This is a genomic window from Amycolatopsis sp. NBC_00345 (genome assembly GCF_036116635.1).
Lineage (GTDB): Bacteria > Actinomycetota > Actinomycetes > Mycobacteriales > Pseudonocardiaceae > Amycolatopsis.
On sequence record NZ_CP107995.1, the window covers coordinates 6,526,928 to 6,553,086 of the forward strand.

General features: G+C 71.9%; 24 protein-coding genes. 8 read left to right on the forward strand and 16 right to left on the reverse strand.

Annotated elements, in window-relative coordinates:
• Window positions 1-4: 4 nt before the first annotated feature.
• Both mtrA and OG943_RS29165 read right to left on the reverse strand, forming a co-directional pair.
• Complete coding sequence (gene mtrA / locus OG943_RS29160) at window positions 5-682, reverse strand: MtrAB system response regulator MtrA (protein WP_005150760.1); 678 nt, start codon at window positions 680-682, stop codon at window positions 5-7.
• Between the two features lie 203 nt (window positions 683-885).
• Complete coding sequence (locus OG943_RS29165; RefSeq protein ID WP_328604126.1) at window positions 886-1,218, reverse strand: bifunctional 3-phenylpropionate/cinnamic acid dioxygenase ferredoxin subunit; 333 nt, start codon at window positions 1,216-1,218, stop codon at window positions 886-888.
• 167 nt (window positions 1,219-1,385) lie between these two features.
• Between OG943_RS29165 and OG943_RS29170 the strand changes: the two genes are divergently transcribed.
• From OG943_RS29170 to solA, 3 genes are all read left to right on the forward strand, one after another.
• Window positions 1,386-2,180, forward strand: a complete 795-nt coding sequence (locus OG943_RS29170; protein ID WP_328604127.1) for an IclR family transcriptional regulator — start codon at window positions 1,386-1,388, stop codon at window positions 2,178-2,180.
• 238 nt (window positions 2,181-2,418) lie between these two features.
• Window positions 2,419-4,869: a GcvT family protein gene (locus tag OG943_RS29175; protein ID WP_328604128.1), complete on the forward strand. Its 2,451-nt coding sequence runs from the start codon at window positions 2,419-2,421 to the stop codon at window positions 4,867-4,869.
• Window positions 4,866-5,999 (forward strand): N-methyl-L-tryptophan oxidase, encoded by a 1,134-nt coding sequence (gene solA, locus OG943_RS29180; protein ID WP_328604129.1) that lies wholly within the window; start codon window positions 4,866-4,868, stop codon window positions 5,997-5,999. The genes OG943_RS29175 and solA overlap by 4 nt, the downstream gene beginning before the upstream one ends.
• Here solA and OG943_RS29185 read toward each other — a convergent pair.
• Together OG943_RS29185 and OG943_RS29190 are read right to left on the reverse strand one after the other, a co-directional pair.
• The gene (locus OG943_RS29185; protein ID WP_442874576.1) at window positions 5,996-6,637 is read right to left on the reverse strand and encodes a dTMP kinase; all 642 of its coding nucleotides are present in this window, start codon (window positions 6,635-6,637) and stop codon (window positions 5,996-5,998) included. The genes solA and OG943_RS29185 overlap by 4 nt on opposite strands.
• 231 nt (window positions 6,638-6,868) lie before the next feature.
• Window positions 6,869-7,291, reverse strand: a complete 423-nt coding sequence (locus tag OG943_RS29190) for a hypothetical protein (protein WP_328604130.1) — start codon at window positions 7,289-7,291, stop codon at window positions 6,869-6,871.
• 411 nt (window positions 7,292-7,702) lie between these two features.
• Between OG943_RS29190 and OG943_RS29195 the strand changes: the two genes are divergently transcribed.
• Window positions 7,703-8,692, forward strand: coding sequence for a hypothetical protein (locus tag OG943_RS29195; RefSeq protein ID WP_442874577.1), 990 nt, complete (start codon window positions 7,703-7,705; stop codon window positions 8,690-8,692).
• A 125-nt stretch (window positions 8,693-8,817) separates the two neighbouring features.
• On the opposite strand, the gene OG943_RS29200 is transcribed toward OG943_RS29195, so the two are convergent.
• The 3 genes from OG943_RS29200 to ahcY form a co-directional block, all read right to left on the reverse strand.
• Window positions 8,818-9,264: a type II toxin-antitoxin system VapC family toxin gene (locus OG943_RS29200; protein WP_328604132.1), complete on the reverse strand. Its 447-nt coding sequence runs from the start codon at window positions 9,262-9,264 to the stop codon at window positions 8,818-8,820.
• Window positions 9,258-9,545, reverse strand: coding sequence for a FitA-like ribbon-helix-helix domain-containing protein (locus OG943_RS29205; RefSeq protein ID WP_328604133.1), 288 nt, complete (start codon window positions 9,543-9,545; stop codon window positions 9,258-9,260). Before OG943_RS29205 ends, OG943_RS29200 begins: the two co-directional genes overlap by 7 nt.
• 88 nt (window positions 9,546-9,633) lie before the next feature.
• Complete coding sequence (ahcY, locus tag OG943_RS29210) at window positions 9,634-11,106, reverse strand: adenosylhomocysteinase (RefSeq protein ID WP_328604134.1); 1,473 nt, start codon at window positions 11,104-11,106, stop codon at window positions 9,634-9,636.
• A gap of 98 nt (window positions 11,107-11,204) precedes the next feature.
• Here ahcY and OG943_RS29215 point away from each other — a divergent pair, with 98 nt between their 5' ends.
• Entirely contained in the window at window positions 11,205-13,475 is a 2,271-nt protein-coding gene (locus tag OG943_RS29215) for a hypothetical protein (RefSeq protein WP_328612173.1), read from the forward strand.
• A 93-nt stretch (window positions 13,476-13,568) separates the two neighbouring features.
• On the opposite strand, the gene OG943_RS29220 is transcribed toward OG943_RS29215, so the two are convergent.
• The 3 genes from OG943_RS29220 to OG943_RS29230 form a co-directional block, all read right to left on the reverse strand.
• Window positions 13,569-14,255 (reverse strand): LPXTG cell wall anchor domain-containing protein, encoded by a 687-nt coding sequence (locus OG943_RS29220; RefSeq protein ID WP_328604135.1) that lies wholly within the window; start codon window positions 14,253-14,255, stop codon window positions 13,569-13,571.
• Between the two features lie 346 nt (window positions 14,256-14,601).
• Window positions 14,602-16,161 (reverse strand): amino acid permease, encoded by a 1,560-nt coding sequence (locus OG943_RS29225; protein ID WP_328604136.1) that lies wholly within the window; start codon window positions 16,159-16,161, stop codon window positions 14,602-14,604.
• Between the two features lie 83 nt (window positions 16,162-16,244).
• Window positions 16,245-17,159, reverse strand: a complete 915-nt coding sequence (locus OG943_RS29230) for a cation diffusion facilitator family transporter (RefSeq protein WP_328604137.1) — start codon at window positions 17,157-17,159, stop codon at window positions 16,245-16,247.
• A gap of 115 nt (window positions 17,160-17,274) precedes the next feature.
• Between OG943_RS29230 and OG943_RS29235 the strand changes: the two genes are divergently transcribed.
• Together OG943_RS29235 and OG943_RS29240 are read left to right on the forward strand one after the other, a co-directional pair.
• Complete coding sequence (locus OG943_RS29235) at window positions 17,275-17,559, forward strand: helix-turn-helix transcriptional regulator (RefSeq protein ID WP_328612174.1); 285 nt, start codon at window positions 17,275-17,277, stop codon at window positions 17,557-17,559.
• Entirely contained in the window at window positions 17,460-17,687 is a 228-nt protein-coding gene (locus OG943_RS29240; RefSeq protein WP_328612175.1) for a nucleotidyl transferase AbiEii/AbiGii toxin family protein, read from the forward strand. The genes OG943_RS29235 and OG943_RS29240 overlap by 100 nt, the downstream gene beginning before the upstream one ends.
• A gap of 8 nt (window positions 17,688-17,695) precedes the next feature.
• Here the strand turns inward: OG943_RS29240 and manA are convergent, their stop codons facing one another.
• The 5 genes from manA to OG943_RS29265 all read right to left on the reverse strand — a co-directional run bounded on the left by manA (window position 17,696) and on the right by OG943_RS29265 (window position 22,201).
• Window positions 17,696-18,928 (reverse strand): mannose-6-phosphate isomerase, class I, encoded by a 1,233-nt coding sequence (manA, locus tag OG943_RS29245; RefSeq protein ID WP_328612176.1) that lies wholly within the window; start codon window positions 18,926-18,928, stop codon window positions 17,696-17,698.
• Between the two features lie 78 nt (window positions 18,929-19,006).
• Entirely contained in the window at window positions 19,007-20,101 is a 1,095-nt protein-coding gene (locus OG943_RS29250) for a hypothetical protein (RefSeq protein WP_328604138.1), read from the reverse strand.
• A complete protein-coding gene (locus OG943_RS29255; protein ID WP_328604139.1) occupies window positions 20,085-20,333 on the reverse strand; it encodes a Trm112 family protein in 249 nt (82 codons plus the stop codon). Before OG943_RS29255 ends, OG943_RS29250 begins: the two co-directional genes overlap by 17 nt.
• An 86-nt stretch (window positions 20,334-20,419) precedes the next feature.
• Entirely contained in the window at window positions 20,420-21,775 is a 1,356-nt protein-coding gene (locus OG943_RS29260) for a phosphomannomutase/phosphoglucomutase (protein WP_328604140.1), read from the reverse strand.
• A gap of 72 nt (window positions 21,776-21,847) precedes the next feature.
• The gene (locus tag OG943_RS29265; protein ID WP_328604141.1) at window positions 21,848-22,201 is read right to left on the reverse strand and encodes a DUF3499 domain-containing protein; all 354 of its coding nucleotides are present in this window, start codon (window positions 22,199-22,201) and stop codon (window positions 21,848-21,850) included.
• Between the two features lie 79 nt (window positions 22,202-22,280).
• On the opposite strand from OG943_RS29265, the gene OG943_RS29270 reads away from it, so the two are divergent.
• Window positions 22,281-22,745 carry a metallopeptidase family protein gene (locus tag OG943_RS29270; RefSeq protein ID WP_328604142.1) on the forward strand — a complete coding sequence of 155 codons (465 nt, stop codon included), beginning with the start codon at window positions 22,281-22,283 and terminating at the stop codon, window positions 22,743-22,745.
• A gap of 12 nt (window positions 22,746-22,757) precedes the next feature.
• Here the strand turns inward: OG943_RS29270 and OG943_RS29275 are convergent, their stop codons facing one another.
• Window positions 22,758-26,114 (reverse strand): glycosyltransferase family 2 protein, encoded by a 3,357-nt coding sequence (locus OG943_RS29275; RefSeq protein WP_328604143.1) that lies wholly within the window; start codon window positions 26,112-26,114, stop codon window positions 22,758-22,760.
• Between the last annotated feature and the right edge of the window lie 45 nt (window positions 26,115-26,159).

Sequence of the window (26,159 nt, forward strand, 5' to 3'; positions counted from 1 at the left end):
CCGATCACGGCGGGCCGGCCTTGTAACCGACGCCGCGCACCGTCAACACCACCTCGGGGTGCTCCGGGTCCTTCTCGACCTTCGACCGCAGGCGCTGGACGTGCACGTTGACCAGCCGGGTGTCGGCCGCGTGCCGGTAGCCCCAGACCTGCTCCAGCAGCACCTCGCGGGTGAACACCTGGCGCGGCTTGCGGGCCAGCGCCACCAGCAGGTCGAACTCCAGCGGCGTGAGCGGGATGGCCTTGCCCTCGCGGGTGACCTCGTGGCCGGGCACGTCGATGGCCAGGTCGCCGATGGTCAGCGACTCGGCCGGCTCGGCCTCGGTGCGGCGCATCCGGGCGCGGACCCGGGCGACCAGCTCCTTCGGCTTGAACGGCTTGACCACGTAGTCGTCGGCGCCGGACTCCAGGCCCAGCACGATGTCCACGGTGTCGCTCTTGGCGGTCAGCATGACGATGGGCACGCCGGACTCCGCGCGGATCGCCTTGCAGACGTCGATGCCGTTCATCCCGGGCAGCATGAGGTCGAGCAGGACGAGGTCCGGCTTCAGCTCCCGCAGCGCCGGAAGAGCCCTTGAACCGTCCGCGACCACCGCGGTGTCGAACCCCTCGCCGCGGAGCACGATGGTGAGCATCTCCGCGAGCGCGGGGTCGTCGTCGACCACCAAGACACGTGCCTTCATGAGCACATGTTCGCACTAGTTCACCTGGGCCCGGGCACGACCCGCGCGTTTGACCACCAGAAAGATCAAGATCGGGGCACCCCGTTGCTCCATCCGGACGCGTGCGGCGCACCGGTGGACGGCCCCTGAAGGCCACCTTCAGGGCATACAGGTCCCTGAAGGTGGCCTTCAGGGACTCGCCAACGGACTTTGCGACGGAAGGTTCAGGCGACGTCCTCGACACCGGCCACGGCGGGCACCGGCGCGTCGACGTAGACCACGCCGTCGGTGACGACCACCGTGTAGGTGCGCACGGGGTTCTTCGCGGGCAGGCAGCTCGGCATGCCCGTGCGGAGGTCGAACAGCGCGGCGTGCAGCGGGCACTCCACGAAGCAGCCTTCGAGCCAGCCGTCGGCCAGCGACGCGTCCTGGTGGGTGCAGGTGTCGTCGATGGCGTAGAAGCCGGCTTCGGTGTGGAAGATCGAGATCGGGACGGGACCGTCGAGGCGGAGCGCTTCGCCTTCGGGCAGGTCGGCGGCGGCGCAGGCGCGGATCATCAGGGGCCTCCGGGAACGGGTCACGGGAACCGAAGACGGTTCGGAACTTTGTTGCGCATTGCGAGACATGACGTGCTGTGCGCAACAATCCTGGTCACGCACCCCCGTCGTCAAGGGATTCGCCCGCTCAGCCGAACAGATCCACACCGAGCGGTTAGTGTTGCGCCATGCGGAACCAGGACTCGGGCAACGCAACGGGAAGCCAGGTAAGTCAAGTTCAGTCGGTCGACCGCGCGATCAACGTGCTGGAACTGCTGGCGCGCAACGGCGAGTCGGGCATCACCGAGATCGCCGGCGAGCTGGGGGTGCACAAGTCGACCGCGTCCCGGCTGCTCAGTGTCCTGGAGTCGCACGGCCTGGTCGAGCAGCTGGGCGAACGCGGCAAGTACGCGATCGGCTTCGGCATCGTCCGCCTGGCGGGCGCGGCCACCGGCCGGATGGACATCGCGAAGCTCGGCCGGCAGACCTGCCAGTCGCTCGCGGAGGAGCTCGGCGAGACGGTGAACATCGCGATCGCCGACGACGGCGTGGCCATCAACATCAGCCAGGCCCGCGGCGCGGCCGCCATCACCACCCAGAACTGGACGGGCCAGCGGACCCCGCTGCACGCGACGTCCAGCGGCAAGGTCCTGCTGGCGTACATGGGCGACCAGGACCGCAAGCGCGTGCTGGACCTCGACCTGGAGCCGTACACCCCGCGCACCACGGTGGACGCCGAGGAGCTGGAGCACGAGCTGGAGCGCGTCGCCGAAGACGGTTACGCGGCCTGCTTCGAGGAGTTCGAACTCGGCATGCACGCGGTCGCGGTGCCGATCCACGGACCCGGCGGCGAGGTCGTCGCGGCGATGAGCGCGTCCGGGCCGTCTTATCGGCTTTCGAAGCAGCGCATACGACAGATTGTCCGGCCGATGTCCGAAGCGGCGCAAGAACTTTCGGCCCAGCTCGGCTACTTCGCGATCTGACACGGCCCCATCGCGTTACCGCCGCATTACGCGCGCCACCAGCCTGAGGGCAAGTGCGAAAACCGCTTCCTCGCGCGGTCTTGACAGCGTGCCCGCGATCCCGCACTTTGTTGCAGAAGACGGAACACTATCCCCCATCCGCAACCTGCCCCGCGCCCGGCGGGTCGTTCGGCATGCCTGTCTCACCCCGAGCCGGCGCGTCCGCCGAGGACGCCCCGGCAGGCAGGAGGTACCCGCGATGGCAGCCCGACCGCGAGTGGTCGTCATCGGCGCCGGCCTCGCCGGCTGCGCGCTGGCCGACGAGCTGACCGAGCGCGGCTGGACCGAGGTCACCGTGCTGGAGCAGGGCAGCCTCTTCACCACCTGCGGGTCCACCTCGCACTCGCCGGGGCTGGTGTTCCAGACCGGTGCGGACCGCACGCTGACGGAGTTCGCCAAGTACACCGTCGCGAAGTACAGCTCGCTCACGCTGGCGGGCAAGTGGTGCTTCCAGCCCGTCGGCGGCCTGGAGGTGGCGGCCACGCCGGAGCGGCTCGCGGACCTGAAGCGGCGGCACGGCTGGGCCACGGCGTCCGGTGTGCGGAGCTACCTGCGCGAACCGGGCGAATGCGCCGAGCTGCACCCGCTGCTCGACCCGGCGAAGGTGCTCGGCGGCCTCCACATCCCCGGCGACGGCCTGGCGAAGCCGCTGCGCGCGGCCGAGGCGCAGGCCCGCCGCGCACGCGACCGCGGGGCGAAGTTCCTTTCCGGCCAACGGGTGACGGGCATCGAGCGCCACGCCGGACGGGTCACCGGCGTGGTCACCGAGACCGATCGCTTCCGCGCCGACGTGGTGGTCTCGTGCGCCGGCTCGTGGGCACCGCTGGTCGGACGGCTGGTGGACCTCGCCGTGCCGCTGGTGCCGATGGCGCACCAGTACGCCCGCACCACGCCGCTGCCCGTGCTGGCCGGCGACAACGACGACTTCACCGAGGCGGGCAAACCGATCCTGCGCCACCAGGACGCCGGCCTGTACTTCCGCGAGCATGTCGACCGCCTCGGCATCGGCGCCTACGGGCACCGGGCGATGCCGGTCGACCCCGCGGACCTCGGGCCGCGCGGCGCCGCGGTGTCGCCGGCGCCCGCCTTCACACCGGCCGACTTCGAGGACTCGTGGGCCGCGGCCGTGGACCTGCTGCCGGTGCTGGGCGAGGCCAAGGTGGAAGACGGCGTTCACGGCCTGTTCCCCGTCACCCCGGACGGTTTGCCGCTGCTCGGCGAGCACCCGGACCTCGACGGCTTCTGGGTGGCCGAAGCCGCGGCGGTCACGCACTCCGCGGGCGTCGCCAGGGAGATGGCGCGCTGGCTCGTCGACGGACAGCCGCAGCTCGACCTGCACGCGAGCGACCTCGCGCGGTTCGAACAGGTGCAGCTGGCGCCGGACCACGTGCACGAGCGCAGCCGCCGCAGCTTCGTGGAGGTCTACGACATCGTCCATCCGCTGCAGCCGGTGAAGGAGCCGCGGCCACTGCGCACGTCGCCGTTCTACGAGCGGCACGCCGGGCTGGGCGCGTACTTCCTGGAGTCCGGCGGCTGGGAGCGGCCGCAGTGGTTCGCCGCGAACGAGAACCTGCCGGAGGTGGCGCAGGTGCCGGCGCGGGACGGCTGGGCCGCCCGGTACTGGTCCCCGGTCGGCGGCGCCGAGGCACTGGTGGCGCGCAAGCGGGTGGCGATGTTCGACCTGACGTCGTTGAAACGGCTGGAGGTGACCGGCCCCGGCGCGTTGCCGTTCCTGCAGGCGATGACCACGAACCAGCTGGACAAGGCGCCCGGCACGGTGACGTACACGCTGCTGCTGGGCGAGCACGGCGGCGTGCGCAGCGACCTCACCGTCGCGCGGCTCGGCGCCGAGCGGTTCCAGGTGGGGGTGAACGGGAACCTCGACGTCGACTGGCTGCGCCGCCACCTGCCCGGCGACGGCGCGGTGCAGGTCCACGAGACCACCGCGGGCACGTGCTGCGTCGGCCTGTGGGGCCCGCTCGCGCGGCAGGTCCTGCAGCCACTGTCCACAACGGACTTCTCGCACGCCGGGATGGGCTACTTCCGGGCCCGGCGCGCGTATGTCGGCAACGTCCCGGTGGTCGCGCTGCGACTGTCCTCTGTGGGCGAACTGGGCTGGGAGCTGTACACCACCGCGGACCTCGGCCGCCGGCTGTGGGACACGCTGTGGGAGGCCGGGGAGCCGCACGGGATCATCGCCGCCGGGCGCGAGGCGGTCTCGAGCATGCGGCTGGAGAAGGGCTACCGCGCGTGGGGCACGGACGTCACCGCCGAACACGACCCGTTCGAGGCCGGGCTGGGCTTCGCGGTGCGGATGGACAAGGGCTACTTCCTCGGCCGTGACGCGCTGCGAGACCGATCCGAGGCGACAGTGAGCCGGAAGCTGACCTGCCTGACCGTCGACGATCCGCACGCCGTGGTGCTGGGCAAGGAACCCGTGTACGCCGAGGGCCGGCCCGCGGGTTACGTCACCAGCGCCGCGTACGGGTACACGGTCGGCAAGAACATCGCGTACGCCTGGCTTCCGGTGGAGTACACGAGGCCCGGGACGCCCGTGGAGATCGAGTACTTCGGCACGAAAGTCCCCGCCGTGGTGGCCGTCGAGCCGCAGTTCGACGTGGGCATGACCCGGTTGAGGAGCGCCTCGTGACGCACTACGACGTGATCGTGGCCGGGCTCGGCGGCATGGGCAGCGCCGCGGCGTACCGGCTGGCGCGACGGGGACAGCGGGTGCTCGGCCTCGACCAGTTCGCCCCCGTGCACAACCTCGGCTCCAGCCACGGCGGCTCGCGGATCACGCGTCAGGCCTACCTCGAAGGCCCGGACTACGTGCCGCTGCTGCTGCGCGCGCACGAGCTGTGGGACGAAATCGAGCGCGACACCGGGCGGGACATCTTCACCCGCTGCGGCGGGCTGATGGTCGGGGCGCCGGACTCGCAGACGGTCGCGGGCAGCCGGCTGTCGGCGGAGAAGTTCGACATCCCGCACGAGTTGCTCGACGCCGCCGACATTCGCCGCCGCTTCCCGACAATGGCCCCGCTCGACGACGAAGTGGCGCTGTACGAGCCGGGCGCCGGCTTCGTCTCGCCCGAAGGCAGCGTCGCGGCGCACTTGCAGCTCGCGGCCCGCTTCGGCGCGGAGCTGCACCACGAAGAGCAGGTGTTCACGTGGAGCACCTCGGAAACCGGTGTACGCGTCGGCACGGAGTCGAGCTATTACACGGCTTCGCGGCTCGTGCTCTGCCCGGGCGCGTGGGCGCCGTCGCTGCTCTCGGGGCTCGGCGTGGAGTTCGAGGTGCAGCGTCAGGTGCAGTACTGGTTCACGCCCTCGGGCGACGCGTCGGCATACGCGCCTTCGCGGCAACCGGTCTACCTCTGGGAGACGGACGAGGACACGCAGTTCTACGGCTTCCCGGCGAGCCCCGGCCAGGGCGTGAAGGTGGCTTCGCACCTGGGCGGGACGCCGTGCACGCCCGAGACGATCGACCGCCGGGTGGACGAAACCGAGGTCCGCCGGATGGCCGACCTCGCCGGCTCCCGCCTCCCGACGCTGCCGGGCGAGTTCCGCCGCGCGGCGACCTGCCTGTACACGAACACGCCCGACGAGCACTTCGTCATCGCCCCGCACCCGGAGCACCCGCGCGCCGTCGTGGCGTGCGGATTCTCGGGCCACGGCTTCAAGTTCACCCCGGTGGTCGGCGAAATCCTGGCCGACCTCGTCCTCGACGGGACGACGGAGCACCCGGTCGCGCTGTTCGACCCGGCGCGGTTCCGGGGTTAGGCGAGCAGGGACTTCGCCAGCGTCGGCAGGTCCACCCCGGCGACGCCGTCGAGGACGTGCCACGGCGCGAGCCAGCCGGCCGCGGCCAGCTCGTCGTACACGGCGGCGCAGCGTTGCTGCAGGGCGTCGTCGGACTCGAAGGCGTCGCGCGCGCGGTCGGCCTCCGTCGCGGCGCGGCGGACCGCGCGTTCGGCGGCGACTTCGGGGGCCACGCGCAGCAGCAGGTGCGCGTCCGGGCGCGGCAGCGCGAACCGGCCGACCTCCAGGTCCCACACCCACTGCACCACTTCGCCGTCCGCAGACTGGCGCAGGCGCGCGGCGGCGTACGCGGCGTTCGAGGCGACGTAACGGTCGAGCAGCACCACGTCGTGCTCCGCCTGCAACGCCCGGATCTCGTCGGCGGCGCCGCTGCGGTCCAGCGCGTAGAGCATGGCCATGCCGTACACCGAGTCGGCGAGGTCGCCGTGGCCTCGATGCAGGGCCTCACGTACGAGGTCGGCGTGGACGCTGCGGCCGTAACGCGGGAAGGCGAGAGTCGCGACGCTCGCCCCGTCCTCGCCAAGGGCAGCGGTGAGCCCGTCCGCCAGGGTGCGCTTGCCCGCACCGTCCAGACCTTCGATCACGACCAGTCGCCCCACACCGTCCAGCCTACTGTGCCGTTCGTTGCTAATCCGACGGCAGCCACGGCGGAAACGGGTTTCGACGAGCAGTTCGGCTGCAGCCCGTGTCCGCCTGCTTTCGGTCGGATTAGCAACGGGACGGGCTTGGCCGGCCGTTCCCGACCGGACCCGACCGGACCCGGCTTGATCCGGAGGTGGTCGACCGGCGGCCCGGCGGGAGGGACGGCACCGCCGGGCCGGCCGGTCCGTCTAGGCGGCCTCTCGGCGCGCGTACAGCAGGTAACCGGCGCCGCTCGCCAGCAGCAGGCCGGCGAGGATGACCAGCGCGATCCACGCGTCGTCGTGGCTGGGGGGAGGCTGGCCGCTGCTGTCTCCGTCGCGGGGCAGGACGTTGCTCACGAGGCTGTAGCTGTCCGCGGCCGAGGTGCCCGTCAGCCTGTCGGCGTCCTGGCCGGAGACCGTGCGCCGATAGTCGGTGAGCGTGGCGCGGCCGGCGCGGGGCCCGCGCATCAGCAGGGCGCCGGACGACAACGCGAGGCCCGCGGCCGCGGTGCGTGCCGCGGCGAGGTCGGCGTTGCTGACGCCGGCGGGCTGCGCCGCGCCCGCGCCCGGTGCCGTCGTCAGCAACGCCAAGCCCGCGAGCACCAGGAGCACCAGGAGGCGGCGGCTCATCGGGCTGTCCCGGTGAGTGTGCGCGTCCAGGTGAAGCCGGGTGCTCTCCGACCGGGGGCGGCCGCGTCCTGATAGGACGTCGGAACGGCCACCGCGGCCGGCCGCGACGTGCCGCGAACAGCACCAGCGAAACGAACCCGCATCGACATCACCGCCACGGACCCCTTTCGCCGCAAGTCACGAACCACCGGCCATCGGTCGTCACAACGGTGAACAGTGCCGTGACCGAGAGCAAGGTGCTCTTCCGGTGATCGGGGTGTTCCGGGGTTGTTGTGGAACACGGAACGGGCACCCTTCCGTGGCCAACCACCCCAAACGGGGGTCGGACCGACTACCGTGCGCTGCTAACGTGAACGTTCCGCGGTGTTCACGCCCAGCGCAGACACTGGTCGGGTGAAGGGACAAGCGGTGGTGAAAGACAGGGAAGGTCCACTGATCATCGAACCTGCCCGGCGGGGCGCGAACGACCTGCCGACCGAGCTGGCCGACGCGCTGCGGACCGGTGAATTCCACCAGGTGCTGCGGCTCGCCATCGGCCACCGCGGCCTGTCACTGGCCCGGCTGCGGGCCCACCTGGCACTACGGGGTGTCCAAATCGGACAGTCGACGCTGAGCTACTGGCAGCGTGGGCTGCGGCAGCCGGAGGTGCCCAAGGCGCTGCCGGCCGTCCGCGCGCTGGAGTCGGTGCTGCAGCTGCCCGCCGACTCGCTCGTGGTGCTGATCGGCCCGCGCTCGGCGCGCCCGCGCGGGCACCAGGCCGCGGTGTCCTTCTACGACCTGCGCTCGGGCGACGTCGGCTCGATCGTCGACAAGCTGCTCACCGACCTGGGCGTGCTGCCGTCGGCCAGCCACTCGAACGCCGACCTCGAACTACTCTCGGTACACGACCGCATCACGCTCGACGCCGAACGGCGGCAGGTGAGCATCCGGACGCGCTTGGTCGTGCGCGCGCGTCGGCACGGACCGGACCGCTACGTGACCGTGTACAGCGGCGATCCGGGCTGCCGCATCGACGACGTCCAGATGATCACGGCGGAGGGCTGCCGCGTCGGCCGGATCCGACGGCAGCCCGGCGGCGAGATCATGGCGACCGAACTGCTCTTCGACCGCAAGCTCGGCGAGGGCGACATCCACGTCTTCTGCTTCGAGATGCGCGACGACTCGGGCGCGGTGTGCCCCGGCTACTACCGCATGCTGCGCGACCAGTGCTCCAGCTACCTGCTGCAGATGCAGTTCGCGGCCGCCGCGCTGCCCGCCCGCTGCACCCGCGAGATCCGCGCCCGTGACGACGCCATCCCCGTCGAAACCGAGGAACTCCCCTGCGACACGGGCGGCGTGACGAGCGGCTACTTCCGCGACCCCGGGCCGGGACTGGCCGGGATCGCCGTGGAGTGGAACTGAGGCGGCTGTCTGCCGCGAAGGTGCGGGCCTGACCCGACGGCGCGCGCGGGATTGGGCGGGCCTGGCCCGGCGCCGAGTCCTGGCTTCACCAGCCGAGGTGCGGCTTCACCGGCTGAGGTGCGGCGTCACAGGAGGTCGAAGCCGTTGGCCTTCGCCGCCTCCGCCTGCCGCTGGTCGCGCGTCACCATCGTGACCGGCTCACCACCGGTCAGCTCGGCGGTCTCGTGCATCGCGACGGCCAGGTGGACGGCGTCCAGCGTGCGCAGCGGGTAGTTCTCCATCACGAGCCGCTTCGCCGCGGGGAAGACCCGGCGCGGCTCGAAGGGGATGAGCCCGATGACCGACCTCTCGCTGTCCTCGTCGAACTGCTGCATGAACTCGCGCGCGTCGGGGATGCGCCCGTTCCGCTTGGCCGCGGTGATCGCGCTCGCGAACTCGATCCGGGTCAGCTCACTGGTCAGGACCAGGTGCTCACCGCCGAGCAGGAGCTGGCGCAGCTCGCCATGATCGAGCTCGTCCGCGAGGTAGAGGCCGACGACCGCGCTGGTGTCCGCGTGGAGAATCGTCACCATTCCCCCCTGGCCCAGTCGAGGGCTTCACTGACCGCCGTGCCCCAGCCGCGCGAGCACCTCTCGAGTTCGTCGTGGCCCGGCGGGTCACCGTCGGGCTTGAAGGACACCAGCTTGCCCTCGGCGAGCAGGCGGGCCTTCCGCTGCCGCGGTGTCTCCGGCCGGCGGACGATGCCCAGCAGCACCTCGACGACCAAGGCGTTCATGCTGCGCCCATCGGCCTTGGCCCGCGCCTTCAACTGCGCGTGCAGGTCGTCGTCGATCCGGGTCGTCAGCCGCTTCATGCCGCCATGATCACTGTCGGCAAACGCAAGCGAAAGGCCGCCCCGGACATCGTCCGAAGCGGCCTTCACCTGCTAAAACGCAAAAAACTCAGTACCGGTAGTGCTCCGACTTGAACGGGCCCTCGACGTCCACGTCGATGTACTCCGCCTGCTCCTTGCTGAGCTTGGTCAGCTCGCCGCCGAGGGCGTCGAGGTGGATGCGGGCGACCTTCTCGTCCAGCTTCTTCGGGAGGCGGAAGACCTCCTTGTCGTACTCCTCGTGCTTGGTGAAGAGCTCGACCTGGGCGATGACCTGGTTGGAGAAGCTGTTCGACATCACGAACGACGGGTGGCCGGTCGCGTTGCCGAGGTTGAGCAGGCGGCCCTCGGACAGCACGATGATCGTGTTGCCGTTCGGGAAGACCCACTCGTCGACCTGCGGCTTGATGTTCACGCGCCGGATGCCCGGGTAGCGCTGCAGGCCGGCCATGTCCAGCTCGTTGTCGAAGTGGCCGATGTTGCCCAGGATCGCCTGGTGCTTCATCCGCGCCATGTCCTCGACCATCACCACGTTCTTGTTGCCGGTGGTGGTGATCAGGATGTCGGCCTCGCCGAGCACGTTCTCCAGCCGCTTGACCTGGTAGCCGTCCATCGCGGCCTGCAGGGCGCAGATCGGGTCGATCTCGGTGATGATCACGCGCGCGCCCTGGCCGCGCAGCGACTCCGCGGCGCCCTTGCCGACGTCGCCGTAGCCACAGACCACGGCGACCTTGCCGCCGATCAGCACGTCGGTGCCGCGGTTGATGCCGTCGATCAGGGAGTGGCGGATGCCGTAGCGGTTGTCGAACTTCGACTTGGTCACCGCGTCGTTGACGTTGATCGCCGGGAAGAGCAGCTCACCCGCGGCCGCGAGCTGGTACAGCCGCAGCACGCCGGTGGTGGTCTCCTCGGTGACCCCGCGGATCCCCGCGCCGATGGTGGTCCACTTCGAGTTGTCGGCGGCGGTGGACGCGCGCAGCACCTCCAGGAAGACCTTGAACTCGTCGGGGTCGTTGTCGTCGGTGGCCGGCACCGCGCCGGCCTTCTCGAACTCCGTGCCCTTGTGCACGAGCATGGTGGCGTCGCCGCCGTCGTCGAGGATCATGTTGGGGCCCTCGCCGTCCCAGGTGAGCATCTTCTCGGTGCACCACCAGTACTCCTCCAGCGACTCGCCCTTCCAGGCGAACACCGGCACGCCCTTGGGCTCCTCGGCGGTGCCGTGCGGGCCGAGGACGACGGCGGCGGCCGCGTGGTCCTGGGTGGAGAAGATGTTGCACGAGGCCCAGCGGACCTCGGCGCCGAGCGCGACGAGCGTCTCGATCAGCACGGCCGTCTGGACGGTCATGTGCAGCGATCCGGAGATCCGCGCGCCCCGCAGCGGGTAGACCTCGGCGTACTCCCGGCGGAACGCCATCAGGCCCGGCATCTCGTGCTCGGCCAGACGGATCTCCTTGCGGCCGAACTCGGCGGCATCGAGGTCGGCGACGGCGAACTCGATGCCGCCCCGGGTGTCGTGCCGCTTGGCAACGCTTTCGGGGGTCATAGTGCGGTTCCTCCAAGGATTGATGGCACCTGAACAGTACCGTTGTCGGCTCGACACCCACTCGATCGGATTAGGAGACCCTTACCGTGCCCGCCCCACTGCCCGGCCCTGACACCCGCATCGTCGAGCTCAGGGTGGCCGGACTCGCGGGCACGCCGGGCGAAACCCTGCTCGACGCGGTCTCCACGGTGGATGTCGCCGGTGACGGGATCGGCCGGGTGGTCCGCCCGGCGGACCGGCTGCGGCGCCCGGCCCCGGGGCCGGTGGTGCCCGCACTGGGCCGGTCCATCCCGCGCACGCTCGAAGGATACCTGTGGAGCCGGATGACCTCCGGGACCGCCGCGAAGGCCACCTGGGCGCTGCTCTTCCCGTTCTCACTGGCCAACGTCGCGTTCTGGATGCTGCCGCCGGCGCAACGCGCCCGGTGGCTCGGCGGCCTGTGCCGCGGGCTGCTGCGCGTGGCGTCCGTGCTGCTCACGATGCTGCTGCTCGGCCAGATCGCGGCGACCGCGCTCGACCTGTTCGCGACGCAGTGCCTGGCGCCGGACACCGGCTGCCTGCCGTGGATCCCTTCAGGGCTGCGGAGTTCGGCGCCGCGGCTGGCCGTCGGCGGGGTGCCGCTGCTCGTGGTCATCTTCGTCCTGCACCGGATCTCGTCGGCGAACTGGCAGGTGCACGCCCCCGAGGCACGCAAACGCTCGTCGCCGATGCAGCTGCACGCGGACCCGGAGGCCCCGGGCATGTCGGCGACGCACACCGTCGCGGCGCTCGCGTGCTTCTCGCTGCTGCTGCTCGGCGGTCCGTTCCGGGTGCCGTCCGGGACGGCCGAGCTGATCGCGTGGATCTGTGTGCTGGCGCTGGTGCTCACGGTGATCGTCGGCGCCGGAGTCGGCAGCGACCCCGGGAAGATCGCGCGGCGCGGCCTGATCGCCTTCGCCACGTTGCTGGTCATCGTGGCCGCGGTGCTGGCCGCGCCGCTCCCGGACCGGGGCGGGCTGCCGGGCACGGACGCGACCGTCGAAGGCCTCGGCGGTGCTCTCCTCGTCGTCACGGTGCTGTTCGCGCTCGCGCTGGTGCCGGCCGCGCTGCTGGCCCGGCCGCTGTGGAAGAAGCGGCCGCGCCGGCTGCGCCCGTGGCTCGGCGGCTGGGCCGCGGCGCCGGTGCTCGCGCTCGCCGGGCTGCTGGGCGGCGGCTTCGGCGCGGGGCTGGCGGTCGCCGTCCGGCGCCTGCTCGGCACCGAAGGGCTGCGGCTGCCCACGACGTACGACCTGATCACGGTCCTCTGGGGCGCCGGGCTCGCGCTGATCGTGGTGCTGGGCGTGGCCGGGTACGCGATCGCGGTGCCGCTGCGGAGGCGACGGCGCGGCATCCCGGCGATCGTCGAGCTGATGGAGCACGACCTCAAGCAGGAGACCGACGCCGCCCGGGCCTGGGCGCGCTCGGCGTGGGAGCGGCGGCACCTGCACCACCTGGCGATGATCGTGGCGCTGGCCCTGTCCGTCGGCGGCGCGGCACTGCTCGTGGTGCGGTTCGGCTTCAACACACGGCCGGACTGGTTCACGCCGGTCGCGGCGGTCGGCGTCTTCGCGCTCGGCGGCCTCGCCGCGGGCCTGGTGCGCGTCGTCTACTCCGCCGCGCGGGCGCCGGAACGCGGCCGCCACCTCGGCACGCTGTCGGACCTCGTCTCGTTCTGGCCGCGCGCCGCTCACCCGACCGTGCCGCCGTGTTACGCGCTGAAGGTCGTGCCGGAGCTGGCCGAACGCGTCAAGGAGCACCTCGCCGAACCGGGCACGCGGGTGGTGCTGGCCGGGCTGAACCTGGGCAGCCTGCTCACCGTGCTCACGGCCGCGCGGCTGATGGCGGAGCTGCCGGAGGACGAGCGCGAGCGCGTCGGGCTGGTGACCGCGGGCTCGCCGCTGCAGTGGGGCTACCAGCGGGCGTTCCCGGCGATGCTGCCGGAGGAGTCGCTGGCCGGGCTGTTCGGCGACCTCGACGGCCGCTGGCGCGCGCTGTGCCGGGGCACGGACATCTTCGGCGGCGGCGTGACCACCTGGCGGCACAAGGTGTCCGGCCGTCACCTGATCGGCGACGGCTACCTGCCGGACGGCGGTTCGGGCCCGCTCGAGACGACGTCGGAGCCGTCCGGTGTGCTCGTGCTGGGCGGCGACCACTGGCTGCCCGACCCCTTACGCCGGCCGGACGGCCGGACCCGCTGGGCGCCGGGCGTGCTCAAGCACGCGGACTACGTCGCCGACGCCGAGTGGGACCACGCCGTCGCGATGGCCGCGGGCCTCGGCCGGCCCGGCGCGCGGGCGTCCCGGCTCGGCGAGCAGGGGTCGCTGTTCGGCGACCTGCCGCGGCCGCGCTGAAACCCTTGTCCCAGAACAGAAAAGACTGAAGGGGACCTCCGCTCGTGGGCAAACGAGCGGAGATCCCCTTCAGCGGGAACCCGAAAACTGACGTCAGTTGGTGCCGCGGCGACGCAGCTTCAGCAGCACCAGCAGGCCGCCACCGGCGATCAGCAGCAGGCCGCCGATCCAGACCAGCCACATGTTGTCGAAACCGGTGTTGGCCAGGCCGCCACCGGTGCCGCTCTCGTTACCGGCAGGCACGGCCGCCGGGGCGGTGCTGCTGCTGGTCGGCGCCGCGGTCTCGGCCGGAGCCGAAGTCGGGGCCGCAGTCGGCGTTTCGGACGGCTTCGACGGCTTGGTCGGCTCGGTCGTCGGCGCCTTCTCGGTGCCACAGGCGAACCAGTGGTCGACCTTCGGCTGGCTGTGGTCGAAGCTGAACGGCGCGATCAGGTCGTTCCAGGGCAGGTCCTTGTTCAGGCCCTTCTTGCCCGGCACGTAGACCGCGTGGCCGTCGTCGCCGCCGACGACGACGATCGCCTCGACCGTCACGCCCTCCTTGACGGCGGTGATGTTGACCGACTTGCTCTTGGGGCCACCGGTGAAGGTGAAGGCACCCTGGTCGAGCGTCTTGCCGCTGACGCCCTTGATGTCGGAGCACTTGGTGACGTCGGTGCCCGGGGTGGGGTTCGCGCGGCCGTCGCCCGACGTGCACGCGAGGGCGGACGTCGCCGACCCGAGCAGGGCGAGACCGGCCACGGCGGCGATCGTCAGGCCGGCACGAATGGGTCGTCTGGACATGGTGGGCATGTAGAACTCTCCTGTACCGAACGGGGGACATCGAGCAAGATCGGTGCACCCTCTGTGGATTCCCCTGCCACTCACCGCGTGAATTACACCGGAGTGATTAACCCGTCAGAGGGAGTCAAGGCTCGGAAGGTATCGCATATGGGTCATACGGTCACCCAGCGTTCGAGATGCGATCCAAAGCGAGACGCGTCAGTGATCTTCCCGTGATAAATCTGCGCTTAGGTCCCAACTCGGCCACATCGGGCAACCTCGCCGCCCCCTGGTGAATCCGCAGGTCAGGACACGAAACGGCCCGCCGCCCCCAGGGGACGACGGGCCGTGACAAGAGTGGTTCCGGTCAGTCTTCGGAAGCCCTCGGAGCCCCCTCGGGCTCACCAGCGTGTGAGGCCGACGGCGGCTCGCCCGCGGCCTGGCGCTTGCCCAGCAGCGAATGCCGGCGGCTGTAGGCGAAGTAGATCACCACGCCCACGATCATCCACACGATGAACCGCAGCCAGGTCAGCACGGTCAGGTTCAGCATCAGCCACAGGCAGGCCACGATCGCCAGTATCGGGATCACCGGCATCCACGGCACCCGGAACGCCCGCGGCAGGTCCGGGCGCGTCCGGCGCAGCACCATCACGCCCGCCGACACCAGGATGAACGCGAACAGCGTGCCGACGTTGACCATCTCTTCCAGCTTGTCGGCCGGGAAGAACGTCGCCGCGAGGGCGACCAGGCCGCCGACCACCAGCGTCGCGCGCTTGGGCGTGCCGGTGCCGCCGGTCTTCGCCATCCCGCGCGGCATCAGGCCGTCACGCGACATCGCGAAGATGATCCGGACCTGGCCGAGCATCAGCACCATGACCACGGTGGTGAGGCCGGCCAGCGCGCCGAAGGAGATGACGTTCGCGGCCCAGTCGACGCCGTTGGCGGAGAACGCCGTGGCGAGGGTCTTGTGGCTGCCGTCGCCCGCCGAGGTCGCCAAGTCTTTGTAGGACACCATTCCCACGACCACGAGCGACACCGCGACGTACAGGATCGTGACGATCGCCAGCGAGCCGAAGATGCCGCGGGGCACGGACTTCTGCGGGTTGCGCGTCTCCTCGGCGGTGGTGGCGACGATGTCGAAGCCGATGAACGCGAAGAACACCAGCGAGGCGCCGGCCAGCAGGCCGAACACACCGAACGAGCTGCTCGCGCCGCCCGCGATGAGCGAGAACAGCGACTGGTCGACGCCGGTCTCGGAGGAGGCGGAGGCGCCCTGGCCGGGCGGGATGAACGGCGTGTAGTTCGCGCCCTTGATGTAGAAGATGCCGAGCACGATCACGAACAGCACCACGGCGACCTTGATGCCGGTGATCACCATCGAGAACCGCGAGGACAGCTTGGTCCCGATCACCAGCAGCGTGGTCAGCACGGCGACGAGGATGAACGCGCCCCAGTCGACGGTCACGCCGCCGAGGTCGAACGTCGTCTTGGCGCCCTTGCCGAAGAGGTAGGAGAGCACCGTCTCGAGGTAGACCGACCAGCCCTTGGCCACCGCGGCGGCGCCGACGGCGAGCTCCAGGATCAGGTCCCAGCCGATGATCCACGCCACGAACTCGCCGAACGTGGCGTAGGAGAACGTGTACGCGCTGCCCGCGACCGGAACGGTGGAGGCGAACTCGGCGTAACACAGCGCGGCGAGCGCGCAGGCGATCGCCGCGAACACGAACGCGAGCGACACCGACGGGCCCGCGTAGTCACCGGCCGTGCGCGCGGTGAGCGTGAAGATGCCCGCGCCGATGACCACCGCGACGCCGAACACGGTCAGGTCCCAGGCGCTCAGGTTTCTTCGGAGTTTGGTGTCCGGTTCATCAGTGTCCGCCATGGACTGCTCGATGGATTTCGTGCGCCACAAACCCGTCCCGGGCAACGTTGACCTCCTGCGGTGACCTGCGTGAATCGGGGTAAATCACCCTATCGCGTCAACCCCGGCGCGGCGCAGGAGAGTCACCGTCATGCCAGGGCGCGGTCGAGGTCCGGCTCCAGGTAGATCAGCGACGCGACGGGCACCTTCGCGCGCACGCGGGCCTCGGCGTCGTCGATGGCCTCGGCGACCTGCCCGGTGTCGAGGCCGGGCACCAGCGCCAGTTTGGCGGCCACGAGCAGCTCGTCCGGGCCGAGGTACTGGGTGCGGATGTGGATGACCCGCTCGACCTTGCCCGCGGCCAGCTCGTCGATGATCGTCGCGAGGTCGGTTTCGGTGGCGCCCTCGCCGATCAGCAGGCTCTTCATCTCGACGATCAGGATCACCGCGATGATGCCGAGCAGCACGCCGATCATCACGGTGCCGATGCCGTCCCACACCGGGTCGCCGGTCAGCACGGACAGGCCGACCCCCAGCAGCGCGAACACCAGGCCGATCAGCGCGCCGCTGTCCTCCAGCAGCACCACCGGCAGCTCCGGCTCCTTGGCCTGGCGGATGAACCGCCACCAGCTCGCGGTGCCCTTGATCTTCCTCGACTCGCCGACCGCGGTGTAGAAGCTGTAGCCCTCCAGCCCGATCGCCACCACGAGGATGATCACCGCGACGATCGGCGAGGCCAGCGGCTCCGGCTCGATGACCTTGTGGATGCCCTCGTACAGCGCGAACGCGGAGCCGAGCGTGAACAGCATCAGCGCGACGATGAACGAGTAGAAGTACCGCTCCCGCCCGAAGCCGAACGGGTGCTCCCGCGTGGCCTGCCGCTTCGACGTCTTCTGCCCGAGCAGCAGCAGGCCCTGGTTCGACGTGTCGGCCAGCGAGTGCACCGACTCCGCCAGCATCGAGGAAGACCCCGTCACCAGGAACCCGGCGAACTTGGCCACCGCGATCCCGGCATTGGCCGCGAGCGCCGCGACGATCGCCTTCGTACCGCCACCAGCTGACACTGTCTGCTCCCTGTTTCCGCGGACGGGTTCCCACCGCGCCGGAATACCACTGCGCCGGATTCCCGAATTGCCCGATCGGAGCCTAGAGGACCAGCCGGTCCGGCCGACGGCGGACTTGGGCGCCGGCCCCCGTGAGCTCCTGATCGAAGCAAGACACGCGGCCGAGCTGAGCCGGCAGGAACTGGCCGCCCGCGCACGGACGTCGCGACCGACGCTGTCCGCCTACGAGCACGGACGGAAGTCTCCGACTCTGGACACGACGGCCCGGCTGCCGGCCGAGACCGGATTCGAGCTGGCGTCCTGGGACCGACCTTCGACCCCGAGGAACTGGCCGGCCGCAAAGTCGTGGCCCTGTTCGATCGGGCCGAAGCACGAGACTTCACGGACGTGTACGCACTGACAACCAGGTACCCGAAGGACGTCCTCCTCGCCAGAGCTGCCGATCTGGACCCGGGCTTCACGTCCGCAGTGTTCAGCGAAATGCTGAACACCCTGAAGCGATTCACCGACACGGAACTGGCCGTCTGAAGCCGCGGCTACTCCTCGCAGGTACCCGCCGTCGCGCGGAACAGCTGGGCCCGAGCCCCGTCCAGGGGGCGGACTTTGACGGCCGGGTCGGCGGCCGGGAGCCAGACCGACTGGCCTCGGCGCAGCTCGATCCGCTCGCCGTCGTCGGCGGTCACCAGGAGGTCGCCGGCGGTGCAGAGCAGGATCTGCGGGCCGGCGGAGTCGACCTCGATCTCCGCGGTGTCGTCGGCGTTCCACTCCACGCGCGAGAGCTCGAACTCCGGGGCGTCCGTGTGATAAACGGCCATCCGGTGGTCCGCGCGCTCGCCGGGCTGCACCGGCATCTCGCCGCCCCCGAAGTCGACCACGCGCAGCAGTTCGGGCACGTCCACGTGCTTCGGCGTGAGGCCGCAGCGCAGGATGTTGTCCGAGTTGGCCAGGATCTCCACGGCGGTGCCGCTGAGGTACAGGTGCAGGTTGCCGGCCGGCAGGTAGATCGCCTCGCCCGCGCGCAGCGTCAAGCGGTTCAGCAGCAGCGCGGCGAGCACGCCGGCGTCACGCGGGTGCGCCTCGCCCAGCCCCAGGATCGTGCGGCACTCAGCAGCGAACTCGCCGTGGTCCTTGACGTGCCGGACACACGCGTCGAGCACCTCCGGCAGCAGCCCGTCCAGCGACGGCTGCGGCAGCGTGATCCACGTGGTGAACAGCGCGCGCAGACCGGACGGGTCCGGCTGCGCCTCGAGCAGGCCGGTGTACTTCCCCAGCCCCGGCGTCTCGATCGCCTTCAGCAGCTTCACGGTGCGGTCCGGGTCGCGGAACCCGGCCAGCGCGTGGAACTCCGTGAGCGCGCAGACCAGCTCCGGCTTCGCCGTCGGGTCCGGGTAGTTGCGGTTCGAGGCGTCCCGCGGGATCCCCAGCCGCTCCTCGCGCGCGTGCCCTTCGGCGGCCTGCGCGGCCGACGGGTGCGCCTGCATCGACAGCGGCTCCTCCGCCGCCAGGATCTTCAGCAGGAACGGCAGCCGGCCGCCCCAGCGTTTCGCGCAGCGTTCGCCGAGCTGGCCGACCGGATCGGCGTCGACCAGCTCCAGCAGGCTCCGTTCGGTACCGTCCGGGCCGATCACGTGGGACGGGTCGCCCGGGTGGGCGCCCATCCACAGCTCGGCCTCGGGGTGCGGCGCGGGCACCGGACGGCCCAGCAGCTCCGGGATCGCGGTCCGCGATCCCCAGGCGTACGGCCGTACGGCGTTGCGCAACAGCTCCACTGTCACCTCAACTCCCAATCCTTCCCATCGGCCGAAGCCGACGTGGTGCGCCGCGGCACCGTCGCGCGCTCGCTCCCGTTACGCCGTGGCCGGCTCGTATCGGCCGGCACCACCGATGCTGCCCGCTGCGAGACCGAGATAAACGGCAGAAAGTTCGAATCTCAGCGCGAGTACGGCCGCGCGGACGATCTCGTCCGACTCGAACTCTTCCGCCGGCGCGATCACGTCCACGCCGGGCAGCAGTTCCTCGGCCTCGAACCGCGCCGCCTCGGCGGCCTGTCCGGTCCGCACCGAGAGCAGCAGCACCCTGGTCGCGGTGCCATCGGATGAGTCGTCCGGATCGGCGAAGATGTCACGCTCCCCGCCGCCCGACTGCGCCCGGATGCGAAGGGCCGGCCGCGCGAGCGCCTGCCGGTAGTCCTCCACGTCGCACACCATCGCCGCGTGGGCCGCGAACGCGTGCGCCGCGTGCTCCCCGACGGCGACCGCCACCGGGTCCAGCCCCCACAGCAGCGGGACCCGGTCCGCGACGCGCAACGCGAGGGCCTTGGCCGGGTTCTCGAACGAGTCCCGCGCCAGATAGTCCTTCCCGGCCTCGAGGTCCAGCTGGTCGGCCAGCGCGTGGACGTCGGCGACGAGCAGCCCCAGCGCGTTCGCCGTGAGCAGCCCGGCGGCGAGCCCGCGCGGGAACGCCAGCTCCGGCGGCACCGGCACACGCGGGGCGAGCACCAGGCCCTTGCCCGCGACCGCGGCGGCGACGGGGCCGTCCGGCGGCGCGGACAGCACCACGGACGCGCCGAACCGGGCCGCCCGCTCCAGCGAAGCGGCCAGCTCGCGGTCGCCCGCGTCGTCGGTGTGCGCGAAGACCACGTCGAGCGCGCCGATCCACGACGGCACGGCCTCGGCCACGACGACCGGCACCGGGCACGACGGCGCGAGCAGCGCCGCCAGCAAGCGGGTCAGCGTCCGGCTGACCCCCGGCCGGTCGATCAGCACGACCGCGCGCGGCCGCCCGAGGTCGAGCCGGTCGCTCAGCCCGACTTCGGCCGCGGCCTCGGCGGCGGCCCGGACCTGCGCGCCCGCCATCGCGGCGGCGCGCAGCAGCCCCGCGCTGTCGGCCTCGGCCAGCCGCGCGGGGTCGTCGAGCAGGGAATCGTCAAGCACTGTCGGCATGGCTGTCATCCGGGTCTCCCGTGGCCTCGGCCTGGCCGGCCGCCGCATCGAGCACTGCCTCGTCGAGCAGCAGGACGGGGATCCCGTCGCGGACCGGGTACACCCGGCCGCACTCGGTGCAGGTCAGTGCTTCGGCATCCGCGTCGGCCGGTGTGCCGGGGCGCAGTGGCGCGTGATCCGGCGACGGGCACGCGAGGATCTCCAGCAGCTGTGCGTCAAGCGTGATGGCCATGGTTCCTCCTTACCACGCGTAGGTGGGTGGTGACGGGCGTTTCCGGGACACGGTTCGGCCCGGCGGACGTCCTCGGCATGGCCGCTTCAGGCCCGGACAATGGACAGCACGTCGTCGGTCAGCGCCTCGACCGCGGCGCGGTCGGCGGCCTCCACGTTCAGCCGCAGCAGCGGCTCGGTGTTGGACGGGCGCAGGTTGAACCACGCGCCGCCCGGCAGCTGCACGGTCAAGCCGTCCAGCTCGTCGATCTCGACGCCGGACTTGCCCGCGTACGCGTCCTTGACCGCGATCATGCGCGCGACCTGGTCGGTGACCGTCGAGTTGATCTCGCCGGACGCGGCGTAGCGGGAGAAGTCCTGGGTGAGCGCGGACAGCGGGCCGTCCTGCTCGCCCAGCGCCGCCAGCACGTGCAGCGCGGCCAGCATGCCGGTGTCGGCGCGCCAGAAGTCGCGGAAGTAGTAGTGCGCGGAGTGCTCGCCGCCGAAGATCGCGCCGGTCCGCGCCATCTCGGCCTTGATGAACGAGTGCCCCACGCGCGTGCGCACCGGCTTGCCGCCGTGCTCGGCGACGATCTCCGGCACGCCCTTCGACGTGATCAGGTTGTGGATGACCGTGCCGCCCGGCTCCTTGACCAGCTCGCGCACGGCCACCAGCGCCGTGATCGCGCTGGGCGAAACCGGCTCGCCGCGCTCGTCGACCACGAAGCAGCGGTCGGCGTCGCCGTCGAAGGCCACACCCGCGTCGGCGCCGACCTCGCGGACCTTGGCCTGCAGGTCGACGATGTTGGCCGGGTCGAGCGGGTTGGCCTCGTGGTTCGGGAAGTTGCCGTCGAGTTCGAAGTACATCGGGACGACCTCGATCGGCAGCCCGTCGAAGACCGTCGGCACGGTGTGCCCGCCCATGCCGTTGCCGGCGTCGACCACGATCTTCAACGGCCGCGAGCCGGACAGGTCGACGAGGTTGCGCAGGTAGGCGGCGTAGTCGTTGAGCACGTCCTGCTCGGAGACGCTGCCGCGCCGGCCCTCGAACGACGGCACGCCCTGCTCGACGGTGTCGCGGATCTCGGCGAGGCCGGTGTCCTGCCCGACCGGGGCGGCGCCGGCGCGGCACATCTTGATGCCGTTGTACTTGGCCGGGTTGTGGCTCGCGGTGAACATCGCGCCGGGCAGGTTCAGCGAGCCGGACGCGAAGTACAGCTCGTCCGTGCTGGCCAGGCCGATCGAGACCACGTCGATGCCCTGCGAGGTCACGCCGTCGGCGAACGCGGCGGACAGCTCCGGCGAGGAGTCGCGCATGTCGTGGCCGATCACCACGGCCGGCGCCTCCGGCTTGATGAGCAGGGCGAACGCGGCACCGAAGTCACGTACGAGGGCCGCGTCGAGCTGCTCGCCGACCACGCCGCGAATGTCGTAGGCCTTCACGATGCCCGAAAGGTCTGGCACGCCGTCTCCCCGCCGATAGTCCGTCCCGGCGCCGGACGCGCCGCGCGGAAAGCCTACCGGCGGGAGCCTGGTTCAGGCGCGCCCGGGGAGCACGCGGAGATGGCCGCGCCTACCGGACGGGCCGTCGGGCTCCGGCGGCGGCGCCGGGCGGTCCGAGCGGCCGGCCTCGCGAACGGCCTCGGCCAGCGCCGTCAGCTCGTCGTTGGAGGGGTCGGGCGCGGCGAACGCGCCTTCGTGGCGCACGACCTCCCAGCCCTTGGGCACGGTCAGCCGCAGTGCGTGCGCTTCGCAGAGGTCGTAGGAGTGCGGTTCGGACGCGGTGGCGAGGGGGCCGACGACAGCGGTCGAATCGCTGTAGGCATACGTGAGCGTGGCGACAGCGGGCTCGGGGCAACCCGTTCGCGAACATTTCCGTACGCTCCGCACGATCGAGAACGATAGCGCGTCGTGGCAAGGGGGCACCGGCGACACGCGCGTGGGGCTGGTGACCGCATAGACTTACCCGGTGGCGACGGCTCGTGATTACCGACAGCGGCGGCGTCTTCGCAGGGACCGGCACGGCCGGGGCCTGCGCGGAACGCTCTATCCGGCGTCCCTGCCCGCGGCCGCGAGCCGGGCGGAACGGTTCGACGCGCTGGTGCTCGACGCGCTCGAGCCGATCGAGGCGCGCTGGCGCCACGAGCTGACCACGCTGGACGTGGCGGTCGACGACGTCCCCGAGGTCAACGCGGACAGCCGCGCGCCGGTCGACGGCGTCCTGCACGACGGCGCCGTGCCGCTGTCCCGCCTGGTCCCGGCGGGGGTCGACCGGGCCGGCCTGCCGACGCGCGCCCGGATCGTGCTCTACCGGCGCCCGCTCGAAGCCCGCGCCAAGGACCCCGGTGAGCTGGCCGACCTCGTGCACGACGTGCTCGTGGAACAGGTCGCGGGCTACCTGGGCGTCGAGCCGGACGTCATCGAAGGCGATTGACACCGCGGCATTTCAGGCCCGCTGGCGACGCCGGGGCGGCACCGCCGTCAGCGCCGTGAACAGCACCGCGGCGAGCTGAACGAGCAGCAGCAGTCCCCGTTCGGTACCCGGGAACGTCACCGAGACCTCCGACGGTGACGGCGGGATCGAGACCGCCACCTGGTGGCCCCAGGCGGGCACGATCGGCACCGCCTTGCCGTTCACCGTCGCCTGCCAGCCCGCCTCCTGCTCGGCGGCGAGGACCAGCAGACGACCGGTCGGGCCGTCCGAGGCGCGGACGCGGACGGCCGGCAGCCGGGCGTCCACCGGTGACACGCCGGGAGCCGCGCCGGGCGCGCCGCCTCCCGTCACGGCCTGCTTGGCCAGCTCCGGGGAGATCAGCTCGACCCCGCCGGACTTCGCCACGAGCTTGAGCACCGGGCGGCCGTCGGACATCGGGGCGGCGGTGGCCACCAGGTCGCCGGCCATGGCGACGAACGCCCGCGGGTCCGTGCCCCGCGGGAGCACCACGTACTGCACGCCGGACGCCGCGGCGGCGGCGAAGACGCGCTTCACCGCGTTCGCGTCGCCCTGCCCGAGGTCCCGGCGCCAGCCGGCGAGCCGGTCCGGAGTGCCGGGAGTCGGCGCGAGCTCGTCGTCGCCGAACAGCGCCAGCCTTCCGCCGGTCTGACGCACCGGCTCCCCCGCCGTGCTCAGGTCGAGCACCGCGCGTCCCGAAGCGGCGACGTCGGCCGCCACCTCCGGCGCGAGCTGTGCCCGCGGCTGCGCGGAAAGCGGACCCTCGTGGCCGGTCACGACGGCGCCCGTGCCGAGCGCGGCCAGCACCACGACCCCGGCTATCCCGGCCGCCTTCGGCAGCCACGCCGCGGGCACGCCGGACGAGCCGCCGCGCTGCCAAGTGGCGAGCACCGCCCACAGCAGCCCGGCGCCGACCACCAGCAGCGGCACGCCGGTGTAGCCGGTCGTGGCCGCACCGCCCTGCAGGGGCGTCACCGGGATCTGCCGCACGAGCACCACGCCGAGCACGCCCAGCACGGCGAGCGCGAGCCCGCCGGCCACCTGCTTCGTCGGCCGGACCACCAGCGCGACGAGCGTCGCCGCCAGCACCACGACGCCGATCGGCCACGCGCCGGGCCCGCCCGGGGTGAGCCCGGCCAGGTCGGTGCCGGACGCGGGCGCGGCCGGTCCGCCGAGGCCGTGCAGCAGCAGTTCGGGGTGCTTCAGCAGCACCGTCGGCCACGGCAGCAGCAGTACCAGCGGCAGGATCACCACGATGCCGACCGACGCCACGCGGCGCGCGAGCCCGGTCGGGGCGGGCAGCACCACGAAGCCGATCAGCAGACCGGCCAGCGCCAGCGCGTGCGCGAGCGGCGAGAACGCGCCGAGCAGCGCGACGCCGAACGCCGACAGCGCCGAGACATGCAGCCACCGGGTGCCCGGCCGCGTCAGCAGGCGCGTGATCCCGGCGACCACCAGCGGCAGCACGAGATGGACCACCACCACGTCGAGCCGGCCCTGCGCGACGGACGCCGTGGCCGCGGGCAGCAGCGCATACGTCGCCGCGACGACCGCGCGCACCCAGCGGCGCACGGGAAGCTTGCGCGTGGCCGCGTACGCGCTTAGCCCGGCCAGCGGGATGTCGCCGATGAGCAGGATCGCCACCAGCGCGGCAGGCCCGCCGATCGGCGTGAAGACGGCGCCGATGGTGCCGAGCACCGGCAGCGTGGCCGGCGCCGGCGCACCCGTGCCGCCCGCGATCGCGTGCCACGGCGAGAGGTAGGCCGACCAGATCTCGCCCAGCCCGCCGACCGGCAGCAGCCCGCCGCCGGACAGGTCGAGCCCGAGCCGTCCGGCGTTGACCGCCAGCGCGAGCGCGGTCAGCACCACGGCGAGGACAAACGGCGGCGCGAAAACCGTCGCGGCGAGCACGCGCCGGCGGTTCACCTCCACGAAGACCAGTTCCGGCTCGGGCGCGGGCGGTGCCGGGCGCGGCACCGGCGACGGCAGGGTGGCGTCCGCCTCCACCGGCTCGGCGCTCGCGGCGTCCTCAGTGTCCGGTGCCTCGTCCCGCGTCGGCGCCTCCGGCAGCGCGACGGCGACAACGGTGCCGGGCCGCCGCAGCCCGGAGCCGCGGGCGCTCAGCCCGCGCAGCGCCCCGGCGGGCAGCGCGTCGGGTCCGACCGGGCTTGAAGCCCTCGACGCGGCGAGCGCCTCCGGCGGGATCCACACCGAGTCCTGTTGGACGCCCTCGGGGACCGTGCCGAGCGCCATGTCGCTCTCCACGCCCTTGCGCACGAGGCCGACCACGCCGGCGCGAACGGCGTTGCGCAGCCGCGTGAACCGTCCGGTGAAGAGCCCGCGCACGGTGCCGGGACGCGGGGTTTTCCGCCGCCGCGCCCGCGCCGCACGCAGGTTTCCGCGGCCACGGCACAGATATCCGAGGGCCGAAAGCTCCGCGCCGGCCTCGGGTGTCCGGCGCAGCACGAAGAACACGAGCGCGCGCAGCACCAGCAGCACCGGCAGCCGGACGAGCCCGAACCAGAACGAAAACGGCGAGCAGTTCACCAGGAACACCCGCAGCCCGTGGGCACGGTTCAGCGCGGCGAGCGACGAGGACACCGCGTCGGGCGAGCGCTGCCCCGTCGTGAGGGCGCGCGCGTGCCGCAGCCGCGCGTCGGGCACGGACAGCACGAGCGACCCGGCGGCGTTGGCGCGCCAGCCGAAGTCGAGATCCTCGCGCAGCAACGGGAACTCCTCGTCGAAGCCGCCGAGGTCCTCCCAGAGTTCCCGCCGCACCAACGATCCCGCGCTGGGGACCGCGAGCACCTCGCTCGGCCCGCCGTCGGCCGCGGCCATCTGCTGGCGGCGCCCGGAAGCGTCCGTGGACAGCCCGGCCTCGACGACGAGCCGCGGGTCGGCCCAGTCGAGCCCGAGCGGGCCGAGCACCTTCGCCGACGGCGTGACCTCCGCGGCGTGCAGCAGTTGTTCCAGGCAGTCGGGCTCCGGCGCGCAGTCGTCGTGCAGGATCCACAGCCACGCGCCCGGGTCGCCCCAGCGCTCGACGGCGTGCTCGACGGCGGCCGCGATCGCCGCAGCGAAGCCGGTTTCACTCGATAGAGTGACGACGCCGGACAGCACCGGCGGCGAGTCGGGACCCGTCGCGACGCCGTGGGGGTCGGCCGCCTCGGCCAGCAGCCGGGCGGTCCGGTCGGTCGACCCGGTGTCGACCGCGAGCACGTGCCGCGGCCGGACGGTGCTGCGGCGCAAGGAAGAAAGCGCCAGCGGCAGCCATTCTTCGCCGTCGTGACAGACCACAATGGCCAGAACGGGCAGCGTCCGCACGGCGGACGGAGCGACGGTGCGGGTCAACAACCACTCCTGGACAGGGGGCGGACGGGTTCGGCCACCCTACGG

Coding starts and splice junctions, on each gene's coding strand:
- OG943_RS29255 (WP_328604139.1), bottom strand. CDS start 20,333: ATGGCCATCACGCTTGACGCACAGCTGCTGGAGATCCTCGCGTGCCCG.
- OG943_RS29250 (WP_328604138.1), bottom strand. CDS start 20,101: ATGCCGACAGTGCTTGACGATTCCCTGCTCGACGACCCCGCGCGGCTG.
- OG943_RS29200 (WP_328604132.1), bottom strand. CDS start 9,264: ATGGTGACGATTCTCCACGCGGACACCAGCGCGGTCGTCGGCCTCTAC.
- OG943_RS29175 (WP_328604128.1), top strand. CDS start 2,419: ATGGCAGCCCGACCGCGAGTGGTCGTCATCGGCGCCGGCCTCGCCGGC.
- OG943_RS29170 (WP_328604127.1), top strand. CDS start 1,386: ATGCGGAACCAGGACTCGGGCAACGCAACGGGAAGCCAGGTAAGTCAA.
- mtrA (WP_005150760.1), bottom strand. CDS start 682: ATGAAGGCACGTGTCTTGGTGGTCGACGACGACCCCGCGCTCGCGGAG.
- OG943_RS29205 (WP_328604133.1), bottom strand. CDS start 9,545: ATGAAGCGGCTGACGACCCGGATCGACGACGACCTGCACGCGCAGTTG.
- OG943_RS29190 (WP_328604130.1), bottom strand. CDS start 7,291: ATGAGCCGCCGCCTCCTGGTGCTCCTGGTGCTCGCGGGCTTGGCGTTG.
- ahcY (WP_328604134.1), bottom strand. CDS start 11,106: ATGACCCCCGAAAGCGTTGCCAAGCGGCACGACACCCGGGGCGGCATC.
- OG943_RS29220 (WP_328604135.1), bottom strand. CDS start 14,255: ATGTCCAGACGACCCATTCGTGCCGGCCTGACGATCGCCGCCGTGGCC.
- OG943_RS29165 (WP_328604126.1), bottom strand. CDS start 1,218: ATGATCCGCGCCTGCGCCGCCGCCGACCTGCCCGAAGGCGAAGCGCTC.